The 17,484-nt window shown below is 61.1% G+C and carries 17 protein-coding genes; 12 read left to right on the top strand and 5 right to left on the bottom strand.

The genetic code is table 11. The features are described 5' to 3' along the window. Positions 1–245: 245 nt before the first annotated feature. The gene (locus ACTJKM_RS01950; protein WP_058325415.1) at positions 246–1,127 is read right to left on the bottom strand and encodes a LysR family transcriptional regulator; all 882 of its coding nucleotides are present in this window, start codon (positions 1,125–1,127) and stop codon (positions 246–248) included. 127 nt (positions 1,128–1,254) lie between these two features. Between ACTJKM_RS01950 and ACTJKM_RS01945 the strand changes: the two genes are divergently transcribed. From ACTJKM_RS01945 to ACTJKM_RS01935, 3 genes are all read left to right on the top strand, one after another. After that, positions 1,255–2,751, top strand: a complete 1,497-nt coding sequence (locus ACTJKM_RS01945) for a CoA-acylating methylmalonate-semialdehyde dehydrogenase (protein WP_058325416.1) — start codon at positions 1,255–1,257, stop codon at positions 2,749–2,751. A 318-nt stretch (positions 2,752–3,069) separates the two neighbouring features. Beyond that, the gene (locus ACTJKM_RS01940) at positions 3,070–4,176 is read left to right on the top strand and encodes a YjgN family protein (protein WP_082663360.1); all 1,107 of its coding nucleotides are present in this window, start codon (positions 3,070–3,072) and stop codon (positions 4,174–4,176) included. Further along, positions 4,166–5,221: a M48 family metallopeptidase gene (locus ACTJKM_RS01935; protein WP_058325417.1), complete on the top strand. Its 1,056-nt coding sequence runs from the start codon at positions 4,166–4,168 to the stop codon at positions 5,219–5,221. Before ACTJKM_RS01940 ends, ACTJKM_RS01935 begins: the two co-directional genes overlap by 11 nt. 83 nt (positions 5,222–5,304) lie before the next feature. Here ACTJKM_RS01935 and ACTJKM_RS01930 read toward each other — a convergent pair whose 3' ends face one another. Continuing rightward, positions 5,305–6,324: a Fe(3+) ABC transporter substrate-binding protein gene (locus ACTJKM_RS01930; protein ID WP_057250963.1), complete on the bottom strand. Its 1,020-nt coding sequence runs from the start codon at positions 6,322–6,324 to the stop codon at positions 5,305–5,307. Positions 6,325–6,539: 215 nt separating this feature from the next. Here ACTJKM_RS01930 and rirA point away from each other — a divergent pair, with 215 nt between their 5' ends. Beyond that, positions 6,540–7,004 carry an iron-responsive transcriptional regulator RirA gene (rirA, locus tag ACTJKM_RS01925; RefSeq protein WP_057251106.1) on the top strand — a complete coding sequence of 155 codons (465 nt, stop codon included), beginning with the start codon at positions 6,540–6,542 and terminating at the stop codon, positions 7,002–7,004. A gap of 134 nt (positions 7,005–7,138) precedes the next feature. Here rirA and ACTJKM_RS01920 read toward each other — a convergent pair whose 3' ends face one another. Next, on the bottom strand, positions 7,139–7,528 hold the full coding sequence (locus tag ACTJKM_RS01920) for a response regulator (protein WP_057250960.1): 390 nt from the start codon (positions 7,526–7,528) through the stop codon (positions 7,139–7,141). Between the two features lie 73 nt (positions 7,529–7,601). After that, a complete protein-coding gene (locus ACTJKM_RS01915) occupies positions 7,602–8,315 on the bottom strand; it encodes a helix-turn-helix transcriptional regulator (RefSeq protein ID WP_058325418.1) in 714 nt (237 codons plus the stop codon). A gap of 649 nt (positions 8,316–8,964) precedes the next feature. Between ACTJKM_RS01915 and ACTJKM_RS01910 the strand changes: the two genes are divergently transcribed. From ACTJKM_RS01910 to ACTJKM_RS01875, 8 genes are all read left to right on the top strand, one after another. After that, entirely contained in the window at positions 8,965–10,560 is a 1,596-nt protein-coding gene (locus tag ACTJKM_RS01910; protein WP_057250957.1) for an ABC transporter substrate-binding protein, read from the top strand. 203 nt (positions 10,561–10,763) lie between these two features. After that, on the top strand, positions 10,764–11,768 hold the full coding sequence (locus ACTJKM_RS01905) for an ABC transporter permease subunit (RefSeq protein ID WP_057250955.1): 1,005 nt from the start codon (positions 10,764–10,766) through the stop codon (positions 11,766–11,768). Between the two features lie 10 nt (positions 11,769–11,778). Then, entirely contained in the window at positions 11,779–12,687 is a 909-nt protein-coding gene (locus ACTJKM_RS01900) for an ABC transporter permease subunit (RefSeq protein WP_058325419.1), read from the top strand. Between the two features lie 2 nt (positions 12,688–12,689). Continuing rightward, on the top strand, positions 12,690–13,532 hold the full coding sequence (locus ACTJKM_RS01895) for an ABC transporter ATP-binding protein (protein WP_082615831.1): 843 nt from the start codon (positions 12,690–12,692) through the stop codon (positions 13,530–13,532). Further along, positions 13,529–14,359 carry an ABC transporter ATP-binding protein gene (locus tag ACTJKM_RS01890; protein ID WP_057250951.1) on the top strand — a complete coding sequence of 277 codons (831 nt, stop codon included), beginning with the start codon at positions 13,529–13,531 and terminating at the stop codon, positions 14,357–14,359. The genes ACTJKM_RS01895 and ACTJKM_RS01890 overlap by 4 nt, the downstream gene beginning before the upstream one ends. A 179-nt stretch (positions 14,360–14,538) precedes the next feature. Further along, a complete protein-coding gene (locus ACTJKM_RS01885) occupies positions 14,539–14,883 on the top strand; it encodes a RidA family protein (protein WP_057250950.1) in 345 nt (114 codons plus the stop codon). A 176-nt stretch (positions 14,884–15,059) separates the two neighbouring features. Beyond that, positions 15,060–15,230, top strand: a complete 171-nt coding sequence (locus ACTJKM_RS01880) for a hypothetical protein (protein ID WP_093231984.1) — start codon at positions 15,060–15,062, stop codon at positions 15,228–15,230. 155 nt (positions 15,231–15,385) lie between these two features. After that, positions 15,386–16,516: an AI-2E family transporter gene (locus tag ACTJKM_RS01875; RefSeq protein ID WP_373419808.1), complete on the top strand. Its 1,131-nt coding sequence runs from the start codon at positions 15,386–15,388 to the stop codon at positions 16,514–16,516. Between the two features lie 10 nt (positions 16,517–16,526). Here the strand turns inward: ACTJKM_RS01875 and ACTJKM_RS01870 are convergent, their stop codons facing one another. Further along, entirely contained in the window at positions 16,527–17,324 is a 798-nt protein-coding gene (locus tag ACTJKM_RS01870; RefSeq protein WP_113477600.1) for a response regulator, read from the bottom strand. Positions 17,325–17,484 lie beyond the last annotated feature (160 nt).

Here is a 17,484-nt window from a genome sequence, read left to right as displayed (position 1 = left end):
CCGCAGTTTCAGACTTCAGAGTTTACGATGCGATGTGACGCATGGTGGGCCCGCAGGAATTCTGAAAAGCAAGCAAACTCAGGCACTTCGAAAAATGTGGGACAAAAAACGGCTTCTGGCAACCGTACCATTCTCCTTATTTCTTCTCTTTCTCGTTTGAAGCGCCTCGGTGCGCCGCTCCCGTCGATCGTGCTCGTGCGCCCCGCGGACGCGCCGTCTCTCGTGCATCCTGGCCCGGTCCGGTCTCAGACGAAGATCTGATGTTCCGCCGTTACCAATTCCTGCAGGAAGGTGACCACCGTGCGCACGCGCACGAGGTCCCGGGCGCTTTCGTGATAGGTGGTCCAATAGGCGCGGCGGATCGTCGTTTCCGGCAGGATGCGTTTGAGCTCCGGCGTGTGGCGGGCGATATAGTTGTGCAGGATGCCGATGCCGGCGCTGGAGCGCACGGCTTCCGTCTGGCCGGTGGCGCTGGAGATCTCGAACGAGGCGTCCCAGCTTCGCATGATCTCGGCGGAGAAATTCAGAGATGGCGTGAAGATCAGGTCCTCGACATAGCCGATGCGGCGATGTTCCCTCAGATCGTCAATCGTCTGCGGCGTCCCGTGTTTTTCCAGGTAGTCCGATGAGGCGTAAAGACCGAGCGTGTAATCCGTAAGCTTCGAGGAGACGAGGCGCCCCTGTTCCGGTCGCTCGATGGTGATTGCGATATCGGCCTCGCGCTGCGACAGCGAAAAGGAACGCGGCACCGGCACCAGTTGCAGCTTCAGTTCCGGATAGCGGGCCGTCAGCCGCCCAAGGCGCGGCGCCAGGAACGAGACGCCGAAGCCGTCGGGCGCGCCGATGCGCACTGTGCCGGCGATCGCCGTGTCGATCCGGCCGATCTGCGATTGCGCCGCCAGCATCTCCGTCTCCATCCGCTCGGCTGCCGTCAGGAAGATTTCCCCTTCGGCGGTCAGCTCGCAGCCATTCGGCCGGCGCACGAGAAGCCGGGTCTTCAAGGTTTCCTCGAGCGCCGTCACCCGGCGGCTGAGCGTGGCATGGTTGACGCCGAGCCGCTTCGATGCCGCCAGGATCTGCCCGGTGCGCGCCACGGCTAGAAACATTCTCACATCGTCCCAATTCATAGGCAGATACCTCGTCTCAACACCATGGACTTTAGTTTTTGCACAACGGTTGCTGAATATCGGAAATTGCTTTGTTGAAATCGTAGTGCGATCATGCCGCCACAATCAAGGTCTGGAGGAACCAACCATGTACGAACTCGGTCATTTCATCGATGGCAAGCGCGTCGCCGGCAAGAGCGGTCGCGTCAGCAACATCTTCAACCCGGCAACCGGCGAAGTGCAGGGCACCGTTGCGCTGGCGAGCGAGGCGGAGCTTGCGGCAGCGGTCGAAAGCGCCAAGGCGGCGCAGCCGAAATGGGCGGCCACCAACCCGCAGCGCCGTGCCCGCGTCTTCATGAAGTTCGTCGAGCTCCTGAACACGCATATGAACGAACTCGCCGAGATACTCTCGCGCGAACACGGCAAGACCGTCGAAGACGCCAAAGGTGACCTCGTCCGCGGCCTCGAAGTCTGCGAATTCGTCATCGGCATTCCGCATCTGCAGAAGAGCGAATTTACCGAAGGTGCAGGCCCCGGCATCGACATGTACTCGATCCGCCAGGCCGTCGGCATCGGCGCCGGCATCACGCCGTTCAACTTCCCGGCGATGATCCCGATGTGGATGTTCGCCCCGGCGATCGCCTGCGGCAACGCCTTCATCCTGAAGCCGTCCGAGCGTGACCCGTCCGTTCCGATGCGCCTCGCAGAACTGATGATTGAAGCTGGCCTGCCGGCAGGTATCCTCAACGTCGTCAACGGCGACAAGGGCGCCGTCGACGCGATCTTGACCCATCCGGATATTGCCGCCGTTACCTTCGTCGGCTCGACCCCGATTGCCCGCTACGTCTATGGCACGGCAGCGATGAACGGCAAGCGCGCCCAGTGCTTCGGCGGCGCCAAGAACCACATGATCATCATGCCCGACGCCGATCTCGACCAGGCCGCCAATGCGCTGATGGGCGCCGGCTACGGCTCGGCCGGCGAGCGCTGCATGGCGATCTCGGTTGCCGTCCCGGTCGGTGAAGAAACCGCCAACCGCCTGATTCAGAAGCTGACCCCGATGGTCGAAAGCCTGCGCATCGGTCCCTACACCGACGAAAAGGCCGACATGGGTCCGGTCGTCACCAAGGAAGCCGAACAGCGCATCAGAAGCCTGATCGACAGCGGTGTCGAGCAGGGTGCTGAGCTCGTGGTCGACGGCCGCGACTTCAAGCTGCAGGGCTATGAAAACGGCCACTTCATCGGCGGCTGCCTGTTCGACCATGTCACCCCGGACATGGACATCTACAAGACGGAAATCTTCGGACCGGTTCTCTCGGTCGTTCGCGCCAAGAACTACGAGGAAGCCCTCGACCTGCCGATGAAGCACGAATATGGCAACGGCGTCGCGATCTACACCCGTGACGGCGATGCGGCCCGCGACTTCGCCTCGCGCATCAACATCGGCATGGTTGGCGTCAACGTGCCGATCCCGGTTCCGCTCGCCTACCACTCCTTTGGTGGCTGGAAGTCCTCGTCCTTCGGCGACCTGAACCAGCATGGCCCGGACTCGATCAAGTTCTGGACCCGCACGAAGACCATCACCGAGCGCTGGCCCTCGGGCATCAAGGATGGTGCCGAGTTCGTCATGCCGACGATGAAGTAACGGGACATCAGATCCTCCCGCCTCAGGGCCTCCTTCGGGAGGCCCTTTTTTGTTGCGCGCCGGGGACCTCCCTCGGGAGCTCCTTTCCTGTTGCATGCCATGCTGCGCTGCAACTAATTTGATATCCCCGAGGCGCTGAAAATTGATTCGCGCCTCGGTCGAATATTGCAGGCATTTCGATCGTTCTTTTGCATGGAAGGCTCATCCGGGGGGATAGCCACAGTTCGCTGGGTTCACAAATGACGTCATCCTGTCGCAACGCGGCGCCTGTCTGTTAGCGGGCGGCCGCAAGCTGATTTCATTGAGAGAGGTTTTATCATGGTCGTGGCCGAAACGGCGTCGATGCAAGGGACGTCGACGCAGAGGGTACCGGACAATTTCCACCGCCTGTCGTTCAGCGGTAGCGGAAAAGAGTATTTTGGCATCTGGATCGTCAACGTGCTGCTGACGATCATCACGCTCGGCATCTATTCCGCCTGGGCAAAAGTCCGCCGCAACCGCTATTTCTATGGCAATACTGTGCTGCTCGGGCGCGCCTTCGAATATCATGCGAAGGGCAAGCAGATCCTGATCGGCCGAGTGATCGTGTTCGCCTACCTGATTTTCTACAACGTCATGCTGACCTTCGTGCCGATCGCCGGCATCATCCTTGCGCTGCTGCTGGTGGTCTTCTTGCCGTGGCTGGTCGTCAGGGGCCTGCGTTTCAGCGCCCGCGTCACCAGCTATCGCAATGTGCGGTTCGATTTCGTCGGCGGCGTCGGCGGTGCGTTCCTCGCCTTTATCGTCGGTCCGGTCATCTCGGTTCTGACGCTCGGAATCCTGGTGCCGCTCGCCAGCCGCTGGTCCTACCGCTACATCGGCAGCAACCTGCGTTACGGACAAAGGGCATTTACGACCGATCCTTCGGTCGGTGCGATCTACAAGTCCTGGTTCCTGTCGGCGGCCATCATCGTTGCTGGCCTGCTGATCATCGCCTTTATCGGTTTCCTCAACCTGGCCGTGATCATGACGCTGTTCGACGGTTCCTATGTGGCCACCCCGGAATTGCAGGTTTCGATGATTGCGTTGTTCGTCATCGGCTACATCGCGTTCTTCTCGATCTTCGGGGTCGCGACGCTGTTCTATCGTGCTGGCGTTCGCAACGTCGCCTGGTCGGCAACGACCTTCGACGGCAAGCATCAGCTGACGAGCGATCTGTCGCGGGGCCGTTACGCCTGGATCACGATCACCAACGTGATCGTCACCCTCCTCACACTGGGCCTGATGCGTCCCTGGGCTGCGGTGCGCATGACGCGCTATGTCAATGAACATACGGGTGTACATTTCGAAGGTAATGTCGGCGAGATGTTCGACAAGATCGCCCAGGAAGGTTCGGCCGTTGGTTCGGAGTTCATGGATTTCGAAGGCTTCGACTTTGGCTTCTAGCGTCACAGAGATTGCTGTTGGCGAGTGGCATCCGGCCGGTTCCAGCCGGTCGGCGCCCTCGCGGCTGATCGAAGATGGCGGCGGCGTCAAAGCCTTGGGTGAGGACGGTGTCGAACTTGCAGGCGGCGTGCTTGCCGCCGTCGACATTTCCGCGCGTGTCGGCGCCATTCCGCGTCGTGTCGAGTTTCCCGACGGTTCGCTGTTCGAGACGACCGACAACGACGCCATGGATCGCTTCCTCAAACGGAAGGGAAAAACCAGTCTCGTCCACGAGTGGGAGCGTTTCCACCCGCGCCTGATCGCGGTCGTTTTGGCGACCGTGCTCTGCGGCGTGGCCATCTATCGTTATGCCGTGCCGGCGCTCGTCGAAGTCGCCGTGCTGGTGACGCCGCCGATCGTGCCGAAGATCATGTCGGCAAGCACCTTGGAAACAATGGATCGAACGCTGCTCGACACGTCGGCGCTTTCAGCTGAGCGGCAGAACAAGATCCGTGACGGGTTCAACGCGATCGCGCGCCAGTCCGATCGCGGCGAGGGCGGATATAGGCTCAACTTCCGCAAGGGTGGCACCATCGGCCCGAATGCCTTCGCGCTACCCGACGGCACGCTGATTGTCACCGACGAGCTGATCGAGCTTGCCGGCGACGATACCGAAATGATCATCGGTGTGCTGGCGCACGAGATCGGTCACGTCGAGCTCGAGCATAGCCTGCGGCAGATCTACCGTGCCGCCGGCGTCGCCGGGCTGATCATGATGATCGGCGGCGACATCGGGTCCGGTGCTGAAGACATTCTGGTACAGGGCGCCGGTCTTTTGACGTTGTCCTACTCACGCGGCGCGGAAAGTGCTGCGGACAGGCACTCGGTCGAGTTGATGCAGAAGGCCGGCAGGGATTCGACGGCGATCGCCCGCTTCTTTGATCTGCTCGAAGACAAGCTCGATGACCACGGCGACACCAGCATCCTGTCGACCCATCCCGGCACGCCCGAGCGTCGCAAGGCAATCCTCGACTATGCTGCCCAGTTGCGTGCCGGGGCCCAATGAGCCTGCGGTTCTTGCCGTCCAGCGACCTGAAACGAAAACAGCGGGCCGAGGCCCGCTGTCCGTAACGCGAGTTCGGTTCGCGATCAGTCCTGCGGGCCGTCGTTGTAGCCGACCTTGTCGACCAGTTCCGATGCCTTCTTGCGGTTGGCGGCAATGTCGGCCAACGGCAGCTCGTCGGGCTTGATCGTGCCGAAGGACTTGACCACGTCGGAGGGCTCGGCACCCGGCAGCACCGGATATTCGTAGACCTGCTCGGCGTAGATCTTCTGGGCTTCGCCTTCCGACAGGAATTCCATCAGCTTCAGCGCGTTGTCCTTGTTCGGGGCGTTCTTGGCGAGTGCCATGCCCGAGATGTTGACGTGCGTGCCGCGGTCCTTGGCGTTCGGGAAGAGCACCTTGATGGCGGCAGCCCAATCCTTCTGTTCCGGCTCCTTCTCGTTGGTCAGCATCAGACCGACATAGTAGGTGTTGCCGAGTGCGAGGTCGCATTCGCCGGCGAGAATCGCTTTGGCCTGGTCGCGGTCGCCGCCGTCGGGCTTTTTGGCGAGATTGTTCTTGAGGCCCGTCAGCCACTTCTCGGTTTCGGCTTCGCCATGGTGGGCGATCATCGAGGCGAACAGGCCGATGTTGTAGGAGTGCTGGCCGTCGCGGGTGCAGATCTTGCCCTTCCACTTCGGATCGGCAAGTTCTTCATAGGTGATGTCGTCCTGGGCGACGCGGTCCTTGGAAGCGTAGACGACGCGGCCGCGCGTGGTGAGGCCGAACCAGTTGCCGTCAGGATCGCGGAAATGTGCCGGGATGTCCTTGCTGATCGTCTCGTTGACGACCGGCTGGGTGACGCCTGCGTCCTTGGCTTCGGTCAGGCGGCTGATGTCGACCGTCAGGATCACGTCGGCCGGCGAGTTGGCGCCTTCGGCCTGGATGCGCTCGACGAGGCCCTTGTCGAGGAAGAGCACGTTGGTGGTGATGCCGGTTTCCTTGGTGAAGGCGTCGAGCAGCGGCTTGATCAGATCGGGCTGCCGGTAGGAATAGATATTGACCTCACCGTCGGCCCAGGCGGCGCTCGTCGTAAGCAGGGTTGCCGTCAGGGACAAAACGCCCATCGCTGCTCTTGAAACGGACATCGCTTCCTCCATTTTCTTGTTTGAGCTAAGTTAACAAAAATGCTCATCTTTCTTGACCTCAGCGCCCAGAACAGTCAATCGGGAAACGGTTAACACTCAACAAGAAGTGAATTTTCGAGCTTTTTGGAATTGTTCCAAACTACGATCCGTCCTATATGATGAACTCGTGAACCTCTCGAATGCCGGAGTGAATGATGCGTCTGACGAAACAAACGAACTACGCGGTTCGCATGTTGATGTACTGCGCCGCCAACGGAGAAAAGCTCAGCCGCATTCCCGAAATCGCCAGGGCCTATGGCGTTTCCGAGTTGTTTCTCTTCAAGATCCTGCAGCCGCTGACCAAGGCCGGCCTTGTCGAGACCGTCCGCGGCCGCAATGGCGGCGTGCGCCTGCCGAAGCCCGCATCCGCCATCACCCTGTTCGATGTCGTCAAGGTAACGGAAGACAGCTTCGCCATGGCGGAATGCTTCGAGGCCGGCGAGATCGACTGTCCGCTCGTCGATAGCTGTGGCCTCAATTCGGCGCTCCGCAAGGCGCTCAACGCCTTCTTTGAGGTGCTTCAGGGCTACACGATCGACGACCTCGTCAAGGCGCGTCCCCAGATCAACTTCCTGCTCGGTCTCGAAGAAACGAAGCGTCCGCAGACCACGGCTGCCTGACGATCCAGGGCCTAGTGCATGTCACCTTAAATCGACCTCGTTTTAAGGACAAAGATATGCAGCAAATCAAAGTGCTACAGCGACCTTTGCGCGTCTGATAGAACGCGCGGCGCTGTAGCGGAGCTTCGCTGGGTTCACCCCTGCGGCAGATATTCCCGCAATATGAAATCGATCGCGGTCGGGTCGATTTCCGCCTTGTCGATGCGGAAGTCGGCACCATACTCCTCCAGATTCTGAAAGTAGGGATCGGCGAGCGACGCCGAAATCACCCCGATCGGCCCGATGTAACCCTGGTGCCGAAGCGCCGGCACGGTCTCGCGGAAATCGCGCTGCGGCTGAAGTCGGTTGTCCAGGAGGATCATCGACACCGGCTTGCCCGAGCGCAGGAACTCCAGCGCGCCCTCCATCGTCTGGCAGTAATGCAGCTCGATCTCGATATTGCTCACCTTGCGGATCAAGGCGCGCAGGATCAGGTTTTCAGTCGGATCGTCGTCAACGAGCAGGATGTGAGCTTTTCGCGTCATGACCGATACCCTTGCTGATTTGCAGGCGTCCTGTTCGTTGGGCGTGGTGTAGTGGGATACCACGCATCGGCTGTCACTGGATGATCTGTTCTCGGATCGCCTTCGCCACCATCTGGGTGCGGTTGACGACATCAAGCTTCTTCAGGATCGTTGCGGTGTGGGAATTCACGGTGTGCTCCGACACGGAAACGATGAGAGCGATCTCGCTTGCCGTCTTCCCGTGCGAGATCCACTTGAGAATTTCGGTCTCCCGCGGCGTTAGGCCCATGCCGGTCTTGTTGGCCAGCGCGATGCGATAGAAGTAGTCGAAGGCTGAGACCGCGTCATAGGCGACTTCGACATGCTCGGTGCGGCCGATGTCATCGCCATCACCGAGAAAGAGAACGGCGTAGCGCGCGCCGGTGGCAGCCGCATGCACGGGCACGCTGAGCAGCAGCTCGAAACCGAGCTGCACGAGCAAATTCTGGCTGGTGTCGCAGCCCGGGTCGTCCGTCCGCCAGATGGAGGAAATCGCCGACCGGTGCAGCGTCTTGTAGAAGAGGGAGTCACCGAAGCGGTGGCGCTTGTCGTATTCCTCGGCAAGCCCGGACGGAAGATCATGCAGCACCAGGCGGGTGGACAGCATGCACGCGTCGTTCTCGTTGCCGAGCTGAAGAATGCCGAAATGGCTGAAGCCGAACCTGAGCGCCATCGTGTGGAAGATGCGGAAGAAGTCTACGCGGTTCAGCGCTTTCTCAAGTTCGTCGCGAAGATCGTATCGCCTGTGATTTTCCAGCAAAGCCGCCACGGAATGGCTATCCCCTTGTCGTCGCGCGGCAGTCTATCCGGCGCGCCGGAGCGATCAACCGGCAAAGATCGGCGCCGGCATTGCTGGCAGCAAGCATCATGCCCGTCCCTCGGCAAACCTGCCGAAAGACGGCAAACTGTAAAAGGCGGCTGCCGGTCCCTCCCAAGGACGTCTGGGCACGTCGATTGTCTCCCCCGAGTTTTGTATACATTCTATTGCACAATCCTGTTGGTGATTTCTACCATAGTATCTTGGGATTGACGGAAACCTGTCGGTACCGAATCTCACTCTCGTGAGGCGAATGATCGTGTATTCCGCAGGCCCGCCGTTCGCGCTAGAATAAAGGCGGGCATCCGGGGCGAGACTAGCCCCGGTGGAGGGACGAACAAGGCACGTTGTAAACCCTGCGGAAACAGCCGGGAAGCCTTGGTTCGAAGGTGTCGCGCTGCATTGATTCGTCAGTCGATTCTAAAACAGTGGACAGAGATCCCGGCTCTACCTGCGGGCGAATTTTTCGCATAGACAAATTTATGCGGCGACTTATTGCAATGCGACGCCAAATGTCGTTCCATCCGGCCTTGACCGGGGGGCAACGGCATTCCGCGTCAGGAAAACTCGAGAACAAAAACAAATCTGGGAAGCAAAGCTCATGAAAAAGCTCACTACTCTGTTTGCAGCGACGGCGCTTGCCACGCTGATGGCCGGCTCTGCCTGGTCGAAGACGTTCGTCTATTGCTCGGAAGGTTCGCCTGAGGGTTTTGACCCGGGCCTGTATACCGCCGGCACGACGTTCGACGCGGCGGCACACACGGTCTACAACCGCCTGCTCGAGTTCAAGAAGGGCACGACCGAAGTCGAGCCGGGCCTTGCCGAGAGCTGGACGATTTCCGACGACGGTCTCGTATACACGTTCAAGCTGCGTCCGGGCGTCAAGTTCCAGACGACCGAGTTCTTCACGCCGACCCGCGAGCTGACCGCCGACGACGTGGTGTTCTCCTACGAGCGCCAGCTGAAGGCCGACAATCCGTGGAACAAGTACATCACCGGCGCTTCGTGGGAATACGCAGCCGGCATGGGCTTCCCGGAAGTCATCAAGTCGGTCGAAAAGGTTGACGACCTGACCGTCAAGTTCACCCTGACGCGCAAGGAAGCTCCGTTCCTCGCCAACATCGCAATGCCGTTCGCTTCGATCCTGTCGAAGGAATATGCCGACAAGCTGCAGGCTGACGGCAAGATGGAGCAGATGAACCAGATGCCGCTCGGCACCGGTCCGTTCGCCTTCGTCGCCTACCAGCAGGATGCTGTCATCCGCTACAAGGCGAACCCGGACTACTGGGGCGGCAAGCAGAAGATCGACGACCTCGTCTTCGCAATCACCACCGACGCTTCGGTTCGCTTCCAGAAGCTCCAGGCCGGCGAATGCCACCTGATGCCGTATCCGAACGCTGCCGACGTCGAAAAGATGAAGGCTGACCCGAACCTGAAGGTCATGGAACAGGCCGGCCTCAACGTCGCCTACCTCGCCTACAACACGACCCAGGCTCCGTTCGACAAGCCGGAAGTGCGCAAGGCGCTGAACAAGGCGATCAACAAGCAGGCAATCGTCGACGCCGTCTTCCAGGGCGCTGCCCAGCCGGCCGTCAACCCGATCCCGCCGACGATGTGGTCCTACAACGACAAGCTTGAAGACGACACCTACGAGCCGGAAGCAGCCAAGAAGATGCTCGAGGACGCAGGCGTCAAGGACCTGTCGATGAAGCTCTGGGCAATGCCGGTTTCGCGTCCGTACATGCTGAACGCTCGCCGCGCAGCTGAACTGATGCAGTCGGACTTCGCCAAGGTCGGCGTCAAGGTCGAGATCGTCTCTTACGAATGGGCCGAATACCTCGACAAGTCCAAGGCGAAGGATCGTGACGGTGCCGTCATCCTCGGCTGGACCGGCGACAACGGCGACCCGGACAACTTCCTCGACACGCTTCTCGGCTGCAATGCTGTCGGCGGCAACAACCGTGCGCAGTGGTGCAACCAGGAATTCGACACCCTCGTGAAGAAGGCGAAGGAAACCTCGGATATCGCCGAGCGCACCAAGCTCTACGAAGAGGCCCAGGCCGTCTTCAAGCGCGAGGCGCCGTGGGCGACGATCGACCACTCGCTCTCCGTCGTGCCGATGCGCAAGAATGTCGAGGGCTTCGTTCAGAGCCCGCTCGGCGATTTTGCCTTCGACGGCGTGGACATCACCGAGTAATTTAGTTAACTGATCCTTAAGGGGGCGTTTGCCAAGGGCAAGCGCCCCTCTTTGCATCCACTATAGCGACCCGAGTTCCTCCTGGAGCGCAAAAGGTCGCTGTGGCATTTCGACTTGCTGTATGCTTCGCCGTTAAGTGGGAAAGCATGCAGTGGTGCCAGCGGCGGGATACAATGCCGCGGCAACATGGCGCGGGGTTTAACATGTTCCGATTTCTCTTGGGGCGATTGGCTGTCCTGATACCGACCTTCGTCGGGGTCTCCATCATCGCCTTCTCCTTCATTCGCCTGCTTCCGGGCGATCCGGTGGCGCTGCTTTCGGGCGAGCGCGTCATGTCGCCGGAGCGGCATGCTGAAATTTCACATGCGCTCGGTTTCGACCGGCCGATCGTGGTCCAGTACCTCGACTATCTCTGGGGCGTGCTCCACGGGGATTTCGGTACTTCGATCGTGACCAAGAAGCCGGTCATCGACCAGTTCTTCGAGCTGTTCCCGGCGACCGTCGAGCTTTCGCTCTGCGCGATCCTGTTTGCGATCATCCTCGGCATTCCGGCCGGCGTGATTGCGGCGATCAAGCGCGGCTCGGCCATCGACCAGGCGATGATGGGCACCGCACTCGTCGGCTTCTCCATGCCGATCTTCTGGTGGGGCCTGCTGCTCATCATGCTGGTCTCCGGCATGCTGCAGTGGACGCCGGTCTCGGGCCGTATCTCGCTGATGTACTTCTTCCCGCCGGTTACCGGTTTCATGCTGATCGACTCGCTGCTGTCCGGCCAGGCCGGCGCCTTCAAGTCGGCGGTCAGCCACCTGATCCTGCCGACGATCGTGCTTGGCACCATTCCGCTTGCGGTCATCGCGCGCCAGACGCGCTCGGCGATGCTTGAAGTCCTCTCTGAAGATTACGTCCGCACGGCGCGCGCCAAGGGTCTTTCGACCTTCCGCGTCGTTGGCGTCCATGCGCTGCGCAACGCGTTGATCCCGGTGGTTACCACCATCGGTCTGCAGGTGGGCGTCATGCTCGCCGGCGCGATCCTGACGGAGACGATCTTCTCGTGGCCGGGTATCGGCAAGTGGATGGTGGATTCGGTGTCGCGTCGTGACTACGCCGTCATCCAGGGGGGCCTGCTGGTCATCGCTGCGGTGATCATGGTGGTCAATCTCATCGTCGACCTGCTCTACGGTCTGATCAATCCGCGTATCCGGCACTAAGGAGGGCGTCATGTCTCAAGCTGCTGCAACAAGCGCCGTTTCGACCGATCCGTCCCGCCGGGCGCGACTGGCCGAGTTCTGGTATTATTTCTCCGAGAACCGCGGCGCCGTCATCGGCCTCGTGTTCTTCCTGCTCCTCGTTCTGCTGGCGGTCTTTGCGCCGTGGATCGCGCCCCATGATCCGGTGGCGCAGTACCGTGATGCGGTTCTGGTTCCGCCGATCTGGCAGGAGGGCGGCCGCGCCGGCTACCTGCTCGGTACCGACGCCGTCGGCCGCGACATGCTGTCCCGTCTGATCTACGGCACGCGCTTCTCGCTGTTCGTCGGCGTCATCGTCACGACGTTGTCGCTCGTCGGCGGCATCGCGCTTGGCGTCATCGCCGGCTACTTCCGTGGCTGGGTCGATACCGTCATCATGCGCGTGATGGACATCATCCTCGCCTTCCCGTCGCTGCTGCTCGCCCTGGTGCTTGTGGCTGTTCTCGGACCGGGCCTCGTCAACGCCATGATCGCGATCGCGCTCGTCTTCCAGCCGCACTTCGTGCGCCTGACGCGCGCGGCCGTCATGAGCGAAAAGACCCGTGACTATGTCGTCGCCGCCAAGGTGGCGGGGGCCGGTCACGGCCGCCTGATGTTCAAGACGATCCTGCCCAACTGCATGGCGCCGCTGATCGTCCAGGCGACGCTCTCCTTCTCGAGCGCCATTCTCGACGCTGCAGCCCTCGGCTTCCTCGGCATGGGCGCCCAGCCGCCGACACCGGAATGGGGCACGATGCTCGCCGAAGCCCGCGAGTTCATCAGCAGCCACTGGTGGGTGGTCACGCTTCCGGGTATCGCGATCCTGATCACGGTGCTGGCAATCAACCTGATGGGGGACGGCCTGCGCGATGCTCTCGATCCCAAGCTGAAGAGGTCCTGATCATGGCGCTTCTCGAAATCGAAAACCTGGTCGTCGAATTCCAGACGGCCGCCGGTCCCTTCCGCGCCGTCAACGGCGTCTCCATGAAGGTCCACGAACGCGAGGTTTTGGCGATCGTCGGCGAGAGCGGCTCGGGCAAGTCCGTGTCGATGCTGGCCGCCATGGGACTTCTGCCCTGGACGGCGAAGGTGACGGCCGACAAGCTCACCTTCAACGGCCGCGACCTCTTGGGCATGTCGGCGAACGAGCGACGCAAGATCATCGGCAAGGACATTGCCATGATCTTCCAGGAGCCGATCGCCAGCCTCAACCCGTGCTTCACCGTGGGCTTCCAGATCGAGGAAGTGCTGCGCATCCACATGGGTCTCGACAAGGCCGGTCGCCGCAAGCGGGCGATCGAACTGTTCGAGGCGGTCGGCATTCCCGATCCGGCCGAGCGGCTCGGTCACTTCCCGCATCAGATGTCAGGCGGCCAGTGCCAGCGTGTGATGATCGCGATCGCAATCGCCTGCAACCCGAAGCTTCTGATCGCCGACGAGCCGACCACTGCGCTCGACGTGACGATCCAGAAGCAGATCCTCGACCTGCTGATGAAGCTGCAGGCCGAGCACAAGATGGGCCTGATCATGATCACGCACAACATGGGCGTGGTCGCGGAGACCGCCGACCGGGTGGTCGTTCAGTACAAGGGCCGCAAGATGGAAGAGGCCGACGTGCTGACGCTCTTCGAAAATCCGAAGAGCAACTATACGCGCGCACTTCTGGCGGCTCTGCCGGACAATGCGACCGGCGATCGTCTGCCGACGATCTCCGAACTCTTCGTCGATGAAGGAGCGGCCCAATGAGCGTGATCCTCGAAGCGCGCAACCTGGTGCGCGACTACCATATCCCCGGCGGCCTTATAAAGAAGGCAAAGACCGTTCATGCCTTGAAGGGCGTGAGCTTCAGCGTCGAACAGGGCAAGACGCTGGCGATCGTCGGCGAGAGTGGTTGCGGCAAGTCCACGCTTGGCCGCATCCTCACTCTGATCGATCCGGCGACCTCGGGCGAGCTGTTGATCGAAGGCAAGAAGATCGACATCGCCAAGGGCGACATGACGCCGGAGATGCGCCGCAAGGTGCAGATCGTCTTCCAGAACCCTTACGGCTCGCTCAACCCGCGTCAGAAGATCGGCGACATCCTGATGGAGCCGCTGGTCATCAATACCGATACGCCCGCCGACGAGCGTCGCGATCGGGCGATGACGATGTTGAAGAAGGTCGGTCTCACCGACCTGCACTTCAACCGCTACCCGCACATGTTCTCCGGTGGCCAGCGCCAGCGTATCGCCATTGCGCGCGCGCTGATGCTGAACCCGAAGCTGCTGGTGCTCGACGAGCCGGTATCGGCGCTCGACCTTTCGGTTCAGGCACAGGTCTTGAACCTGCTCGCCGATCTGCAGGACGAGCTCAAGCTGACCTACGTCTTCATCAGCCATGACCTCTCGGTCGTGCGTTACATCGCCGACGACGTCATGGTGATGTATTTCGGCGAAGCCGTCGAATATGGCAGCCGTGACGAGGTCTTCGCCGATCCGAAACACAGCTATACCAGGACGCTGTTTGCCGCGACGCCGCGTGCGGACGTGGAGAGCATCAAGGCACGATTGGCGAAGAAGAAGCAGGCGGCCTGATCCATCACCGCTGATTTTCGCCGAGGAAACAAGAGAAGCCGGGCAGCCACTGCCCGGCTTCTTTGACATCAAGACACGATGGTGTAGAGGTGTCGCGCCGCCTTCACTTCTCGCCTCTGGGCGGCGGGCAGCCGCTTTTCGGCCGGACGACCGTTCGGCCCAACCTCAGGAACACGATCATGGAAATCAAGCGTTTCGAAACCGGCCCCCGTATGAGCCAGGCCGTGGTCTACAACAACACCGTTTACCTCGCCGGCCAGGTCGGTAACGCCGGTGACGATGTCGTGACGCAGACGAAGCAGGCGCTTGCCGAAGTCGACCGTCTTCTGGCGCTCGCCGGCACCGACAAGACCCGCATCCTCTCGGCCACCATCTGGCTTGCCGACATGGCCGATTTCCCGAAGATGAACTCCGTCTGGGATGCCTGGGCTCCGCAGGGCCATACCCCCGCGCGCGCTACCGGCGAAGCCAAGCTTGCGACCCCGGAATACCTCGTCGAGGTCATCGTCGTCGCTGCCGCCTAAGCCCTGCGGTACGGGCTTTTCCGCATCACGCTTTCAGCGCCGTCGGACCTCCTGTCCGGCGGCGTTTTTCGTGGCGCCGCTTGGGTCGCGCAGGGAACCAATTGGCGAGCCCGCACGTTATCGTCCGAACCAAGAATCTGGCCAAAAAACCGGGCCAACCTTTGGGAGGACTGTCTATGCTCTATTGGCTACCACGGGTCTGTGTCCTTCTTTTCGCGGGCGTCCTGATCGCTTTCGGTCTCATTCCGGACACCGCTGCGGGTGTCGCTAACACCTTGCTCGTCATCATTCTCGGCCTCGGTCTGCTCTCGCTGACCCTGCATATCTTTCCACCGGAACGTCATTGATCGAGCGCGATCCAGGCGGCGTGCCGCAATCTGAGGCGAAGCCTGCGGCTGGGCAGTTCGATGTCCTGCCCGCAAGACCGGACGGCAGTCGCGCGTCCGTGCCTGAAGGACAGCGAGGCATGCCTGAGGGACAGCGAGGCGTGATCTTGGAAACCTTGCGGCGAGCCGGTGCTTCACACGAGTACAAGCGCGCAAGACGCATTGTCGAAGAGGAGGCGGCCGTTGCGACGGCGGCGCCGTCGACCGCGCCGCGGCGTGACGGTATCGATCTGATGGTTGCCTGGAGCATCGTCGGCCTCTTCGTCATTGCCGGGTCCGCTGCCATCTACACCATGGAGACGATCCTGCTGCCCATCACGCTCGCGATCGTTGTCGGTATCGTTCTCGGGCGCACGGCTGACGCACTGGCGCGCTATGGTTTGCCGCCGATCTTCGGCGGCCTGCTGCTGGCGATGATTTTCGTGATCGGTCTGTCCTTCCTCGTCAACGCATTGCTCGGCCCGCTGACGGCACTCGCCTCCGAAGCGCCGAAGCTTGCCGAGGGCGTCGTGGCGCGCATCATGCCCTTTGTCGACCGGTTTGAGTGGTTGCGGCTGGCGGTCGCGCGGAGCGTAGGGAACGATGCGATTGCCGATACCGTTATGAAGAACGCCGGCCCGATGCTCGCTGCCACCGTCGGGGGACTGACACCGGCCCTCGTACAGACTTTGATCTTTCTCGCAGCGCTCGGTTTGTTTCTGCTTGGCCGGCTGGAACTGCGCAAAGCCATCATTCTCGCCTTTGCCGGCCGCGAGCAGCGCCTCAGCGCCATCCGCATCATGAATGCCATTGAAGATGCACTGGCGCGGTACTTCTCCATCGCCAGCCTGATCTATCTGGCACTCGGAACTGTGACGATGGTCATCGCACTCGTCGGTGGCCTCGCCATGCCGCCGCTCTGGGGCCTGTTTGCTTTTGTCTCAAGCTTCATTCCCTATCTCGGCGTGACGGTGATGACGCTGAGCCTTGTCGTCGGCGGGCTGATGACGCACGAGGTGCTGTGGCTGGCGCTGGCGCCGGCCGTGGCTTTCTTCGTCGTTCACCTGGCCATGGAAAATCTCGCCATTCCGGCCATCCTCGGCAGTGAACTCGAGGTGAATCCGTTTCTGGTGTTCATTGCGATCGTCTTCTGGACCTGGATGTGGGGCGCGGTCGGCGCCATGCTGGCGCTGCCGCTTTCTCTCATCGTCCTTGCAATCGTCGAAGAAATCCGTGAGCAGCCGCCGGAACGGCAACTGCCTGGCTGAAGGGGAAAGATCAGCGCCGAGCCGAGCGGGCGTGCTCGTCGAAGAACAACGCCTGGCTGATCAGAGCCTTCACCATGTCCGGATTGAACGGCTTGGTCACGAGGAAGGCCGGTTCCGGCCGCTTGCCAGTGAGCAGTCGCTCGGGGAAGGCGGTGATGAAGATCACCGGCACCGTCGCCTGCGTGAGGATTTCGTTGACGGCATCGATGCCCGAGCTGCCATCGGCGAGCTGGATGTCGGCGAGCACCATCCTCGGGGATGTCTTGCGATAGAGATCCAGCGCCTCCTGATGGGTGCGGGCGATGCCCGTGACCCTGTGGCCGAGGCTTGTCACCATGTCTTCGATGTCGAGCGCGATCAGCGGCTCGTCCTCGATGATCAGCACATCGGTTGCGACCTGGCGTGAGATGTCTTCCGAGGCAACCGTCAAGAGCTTCGAAAATTCGCCTTGGCTCAGACCCATGATCTCCGCCGCATCGGCGATCGAGAAGCCTTCGACCGAGACGAGCAGGAAGGCTTGGCGCGGCGCAGGCGCGATCAGCGACAGGTTCGCGGCCGCCTGTTGTTCCCAGGCAAACGGCGAGGCGTTTTCCGTCCGATCGATCGAAATCTTCTCGAACTGCGAGCAGAATAGCTTGTAGAGGCTGATTCGATCGTTCGACGTATCCGGGAAGAGGCCGATGTCTTCGATGAGGGCTTCGAGAACGGCGGCCACATATCCGTCACCCGCGGCCTGCGAACCGGTGACGGCGCGGGCGTAGCGGCGCAGGAAGGGCAGGTGTGGCGCGATCCGGGTCGAAAGGGACATCAACGACTTCCTTAGGTGCAATACGATTCGTTTGTTTTCTGAGGATAGGGGACATCTGGCGGAATACGTGAATGGTTTTGAACACGTTTTTCGGCCTAGAGCAAATCCGGCACACTCGCCAGGCGGTCTTCTGTGCGGATGGTTGGAAAACAACGGAAAG

The organism is Ensifer sp. 22460 (assembly GCF_052044935.1).
In the GTDB taxonomy this organism is placed as follows: domain Bacteria; phylum Pseudomonadota; class Alphaproteobacteria; order Rhizobiales; family Rhizobiaceae; genus Ensifer.
This window is presented reverse-complemented; position numbering and strand designations above follow the sequence as displayed.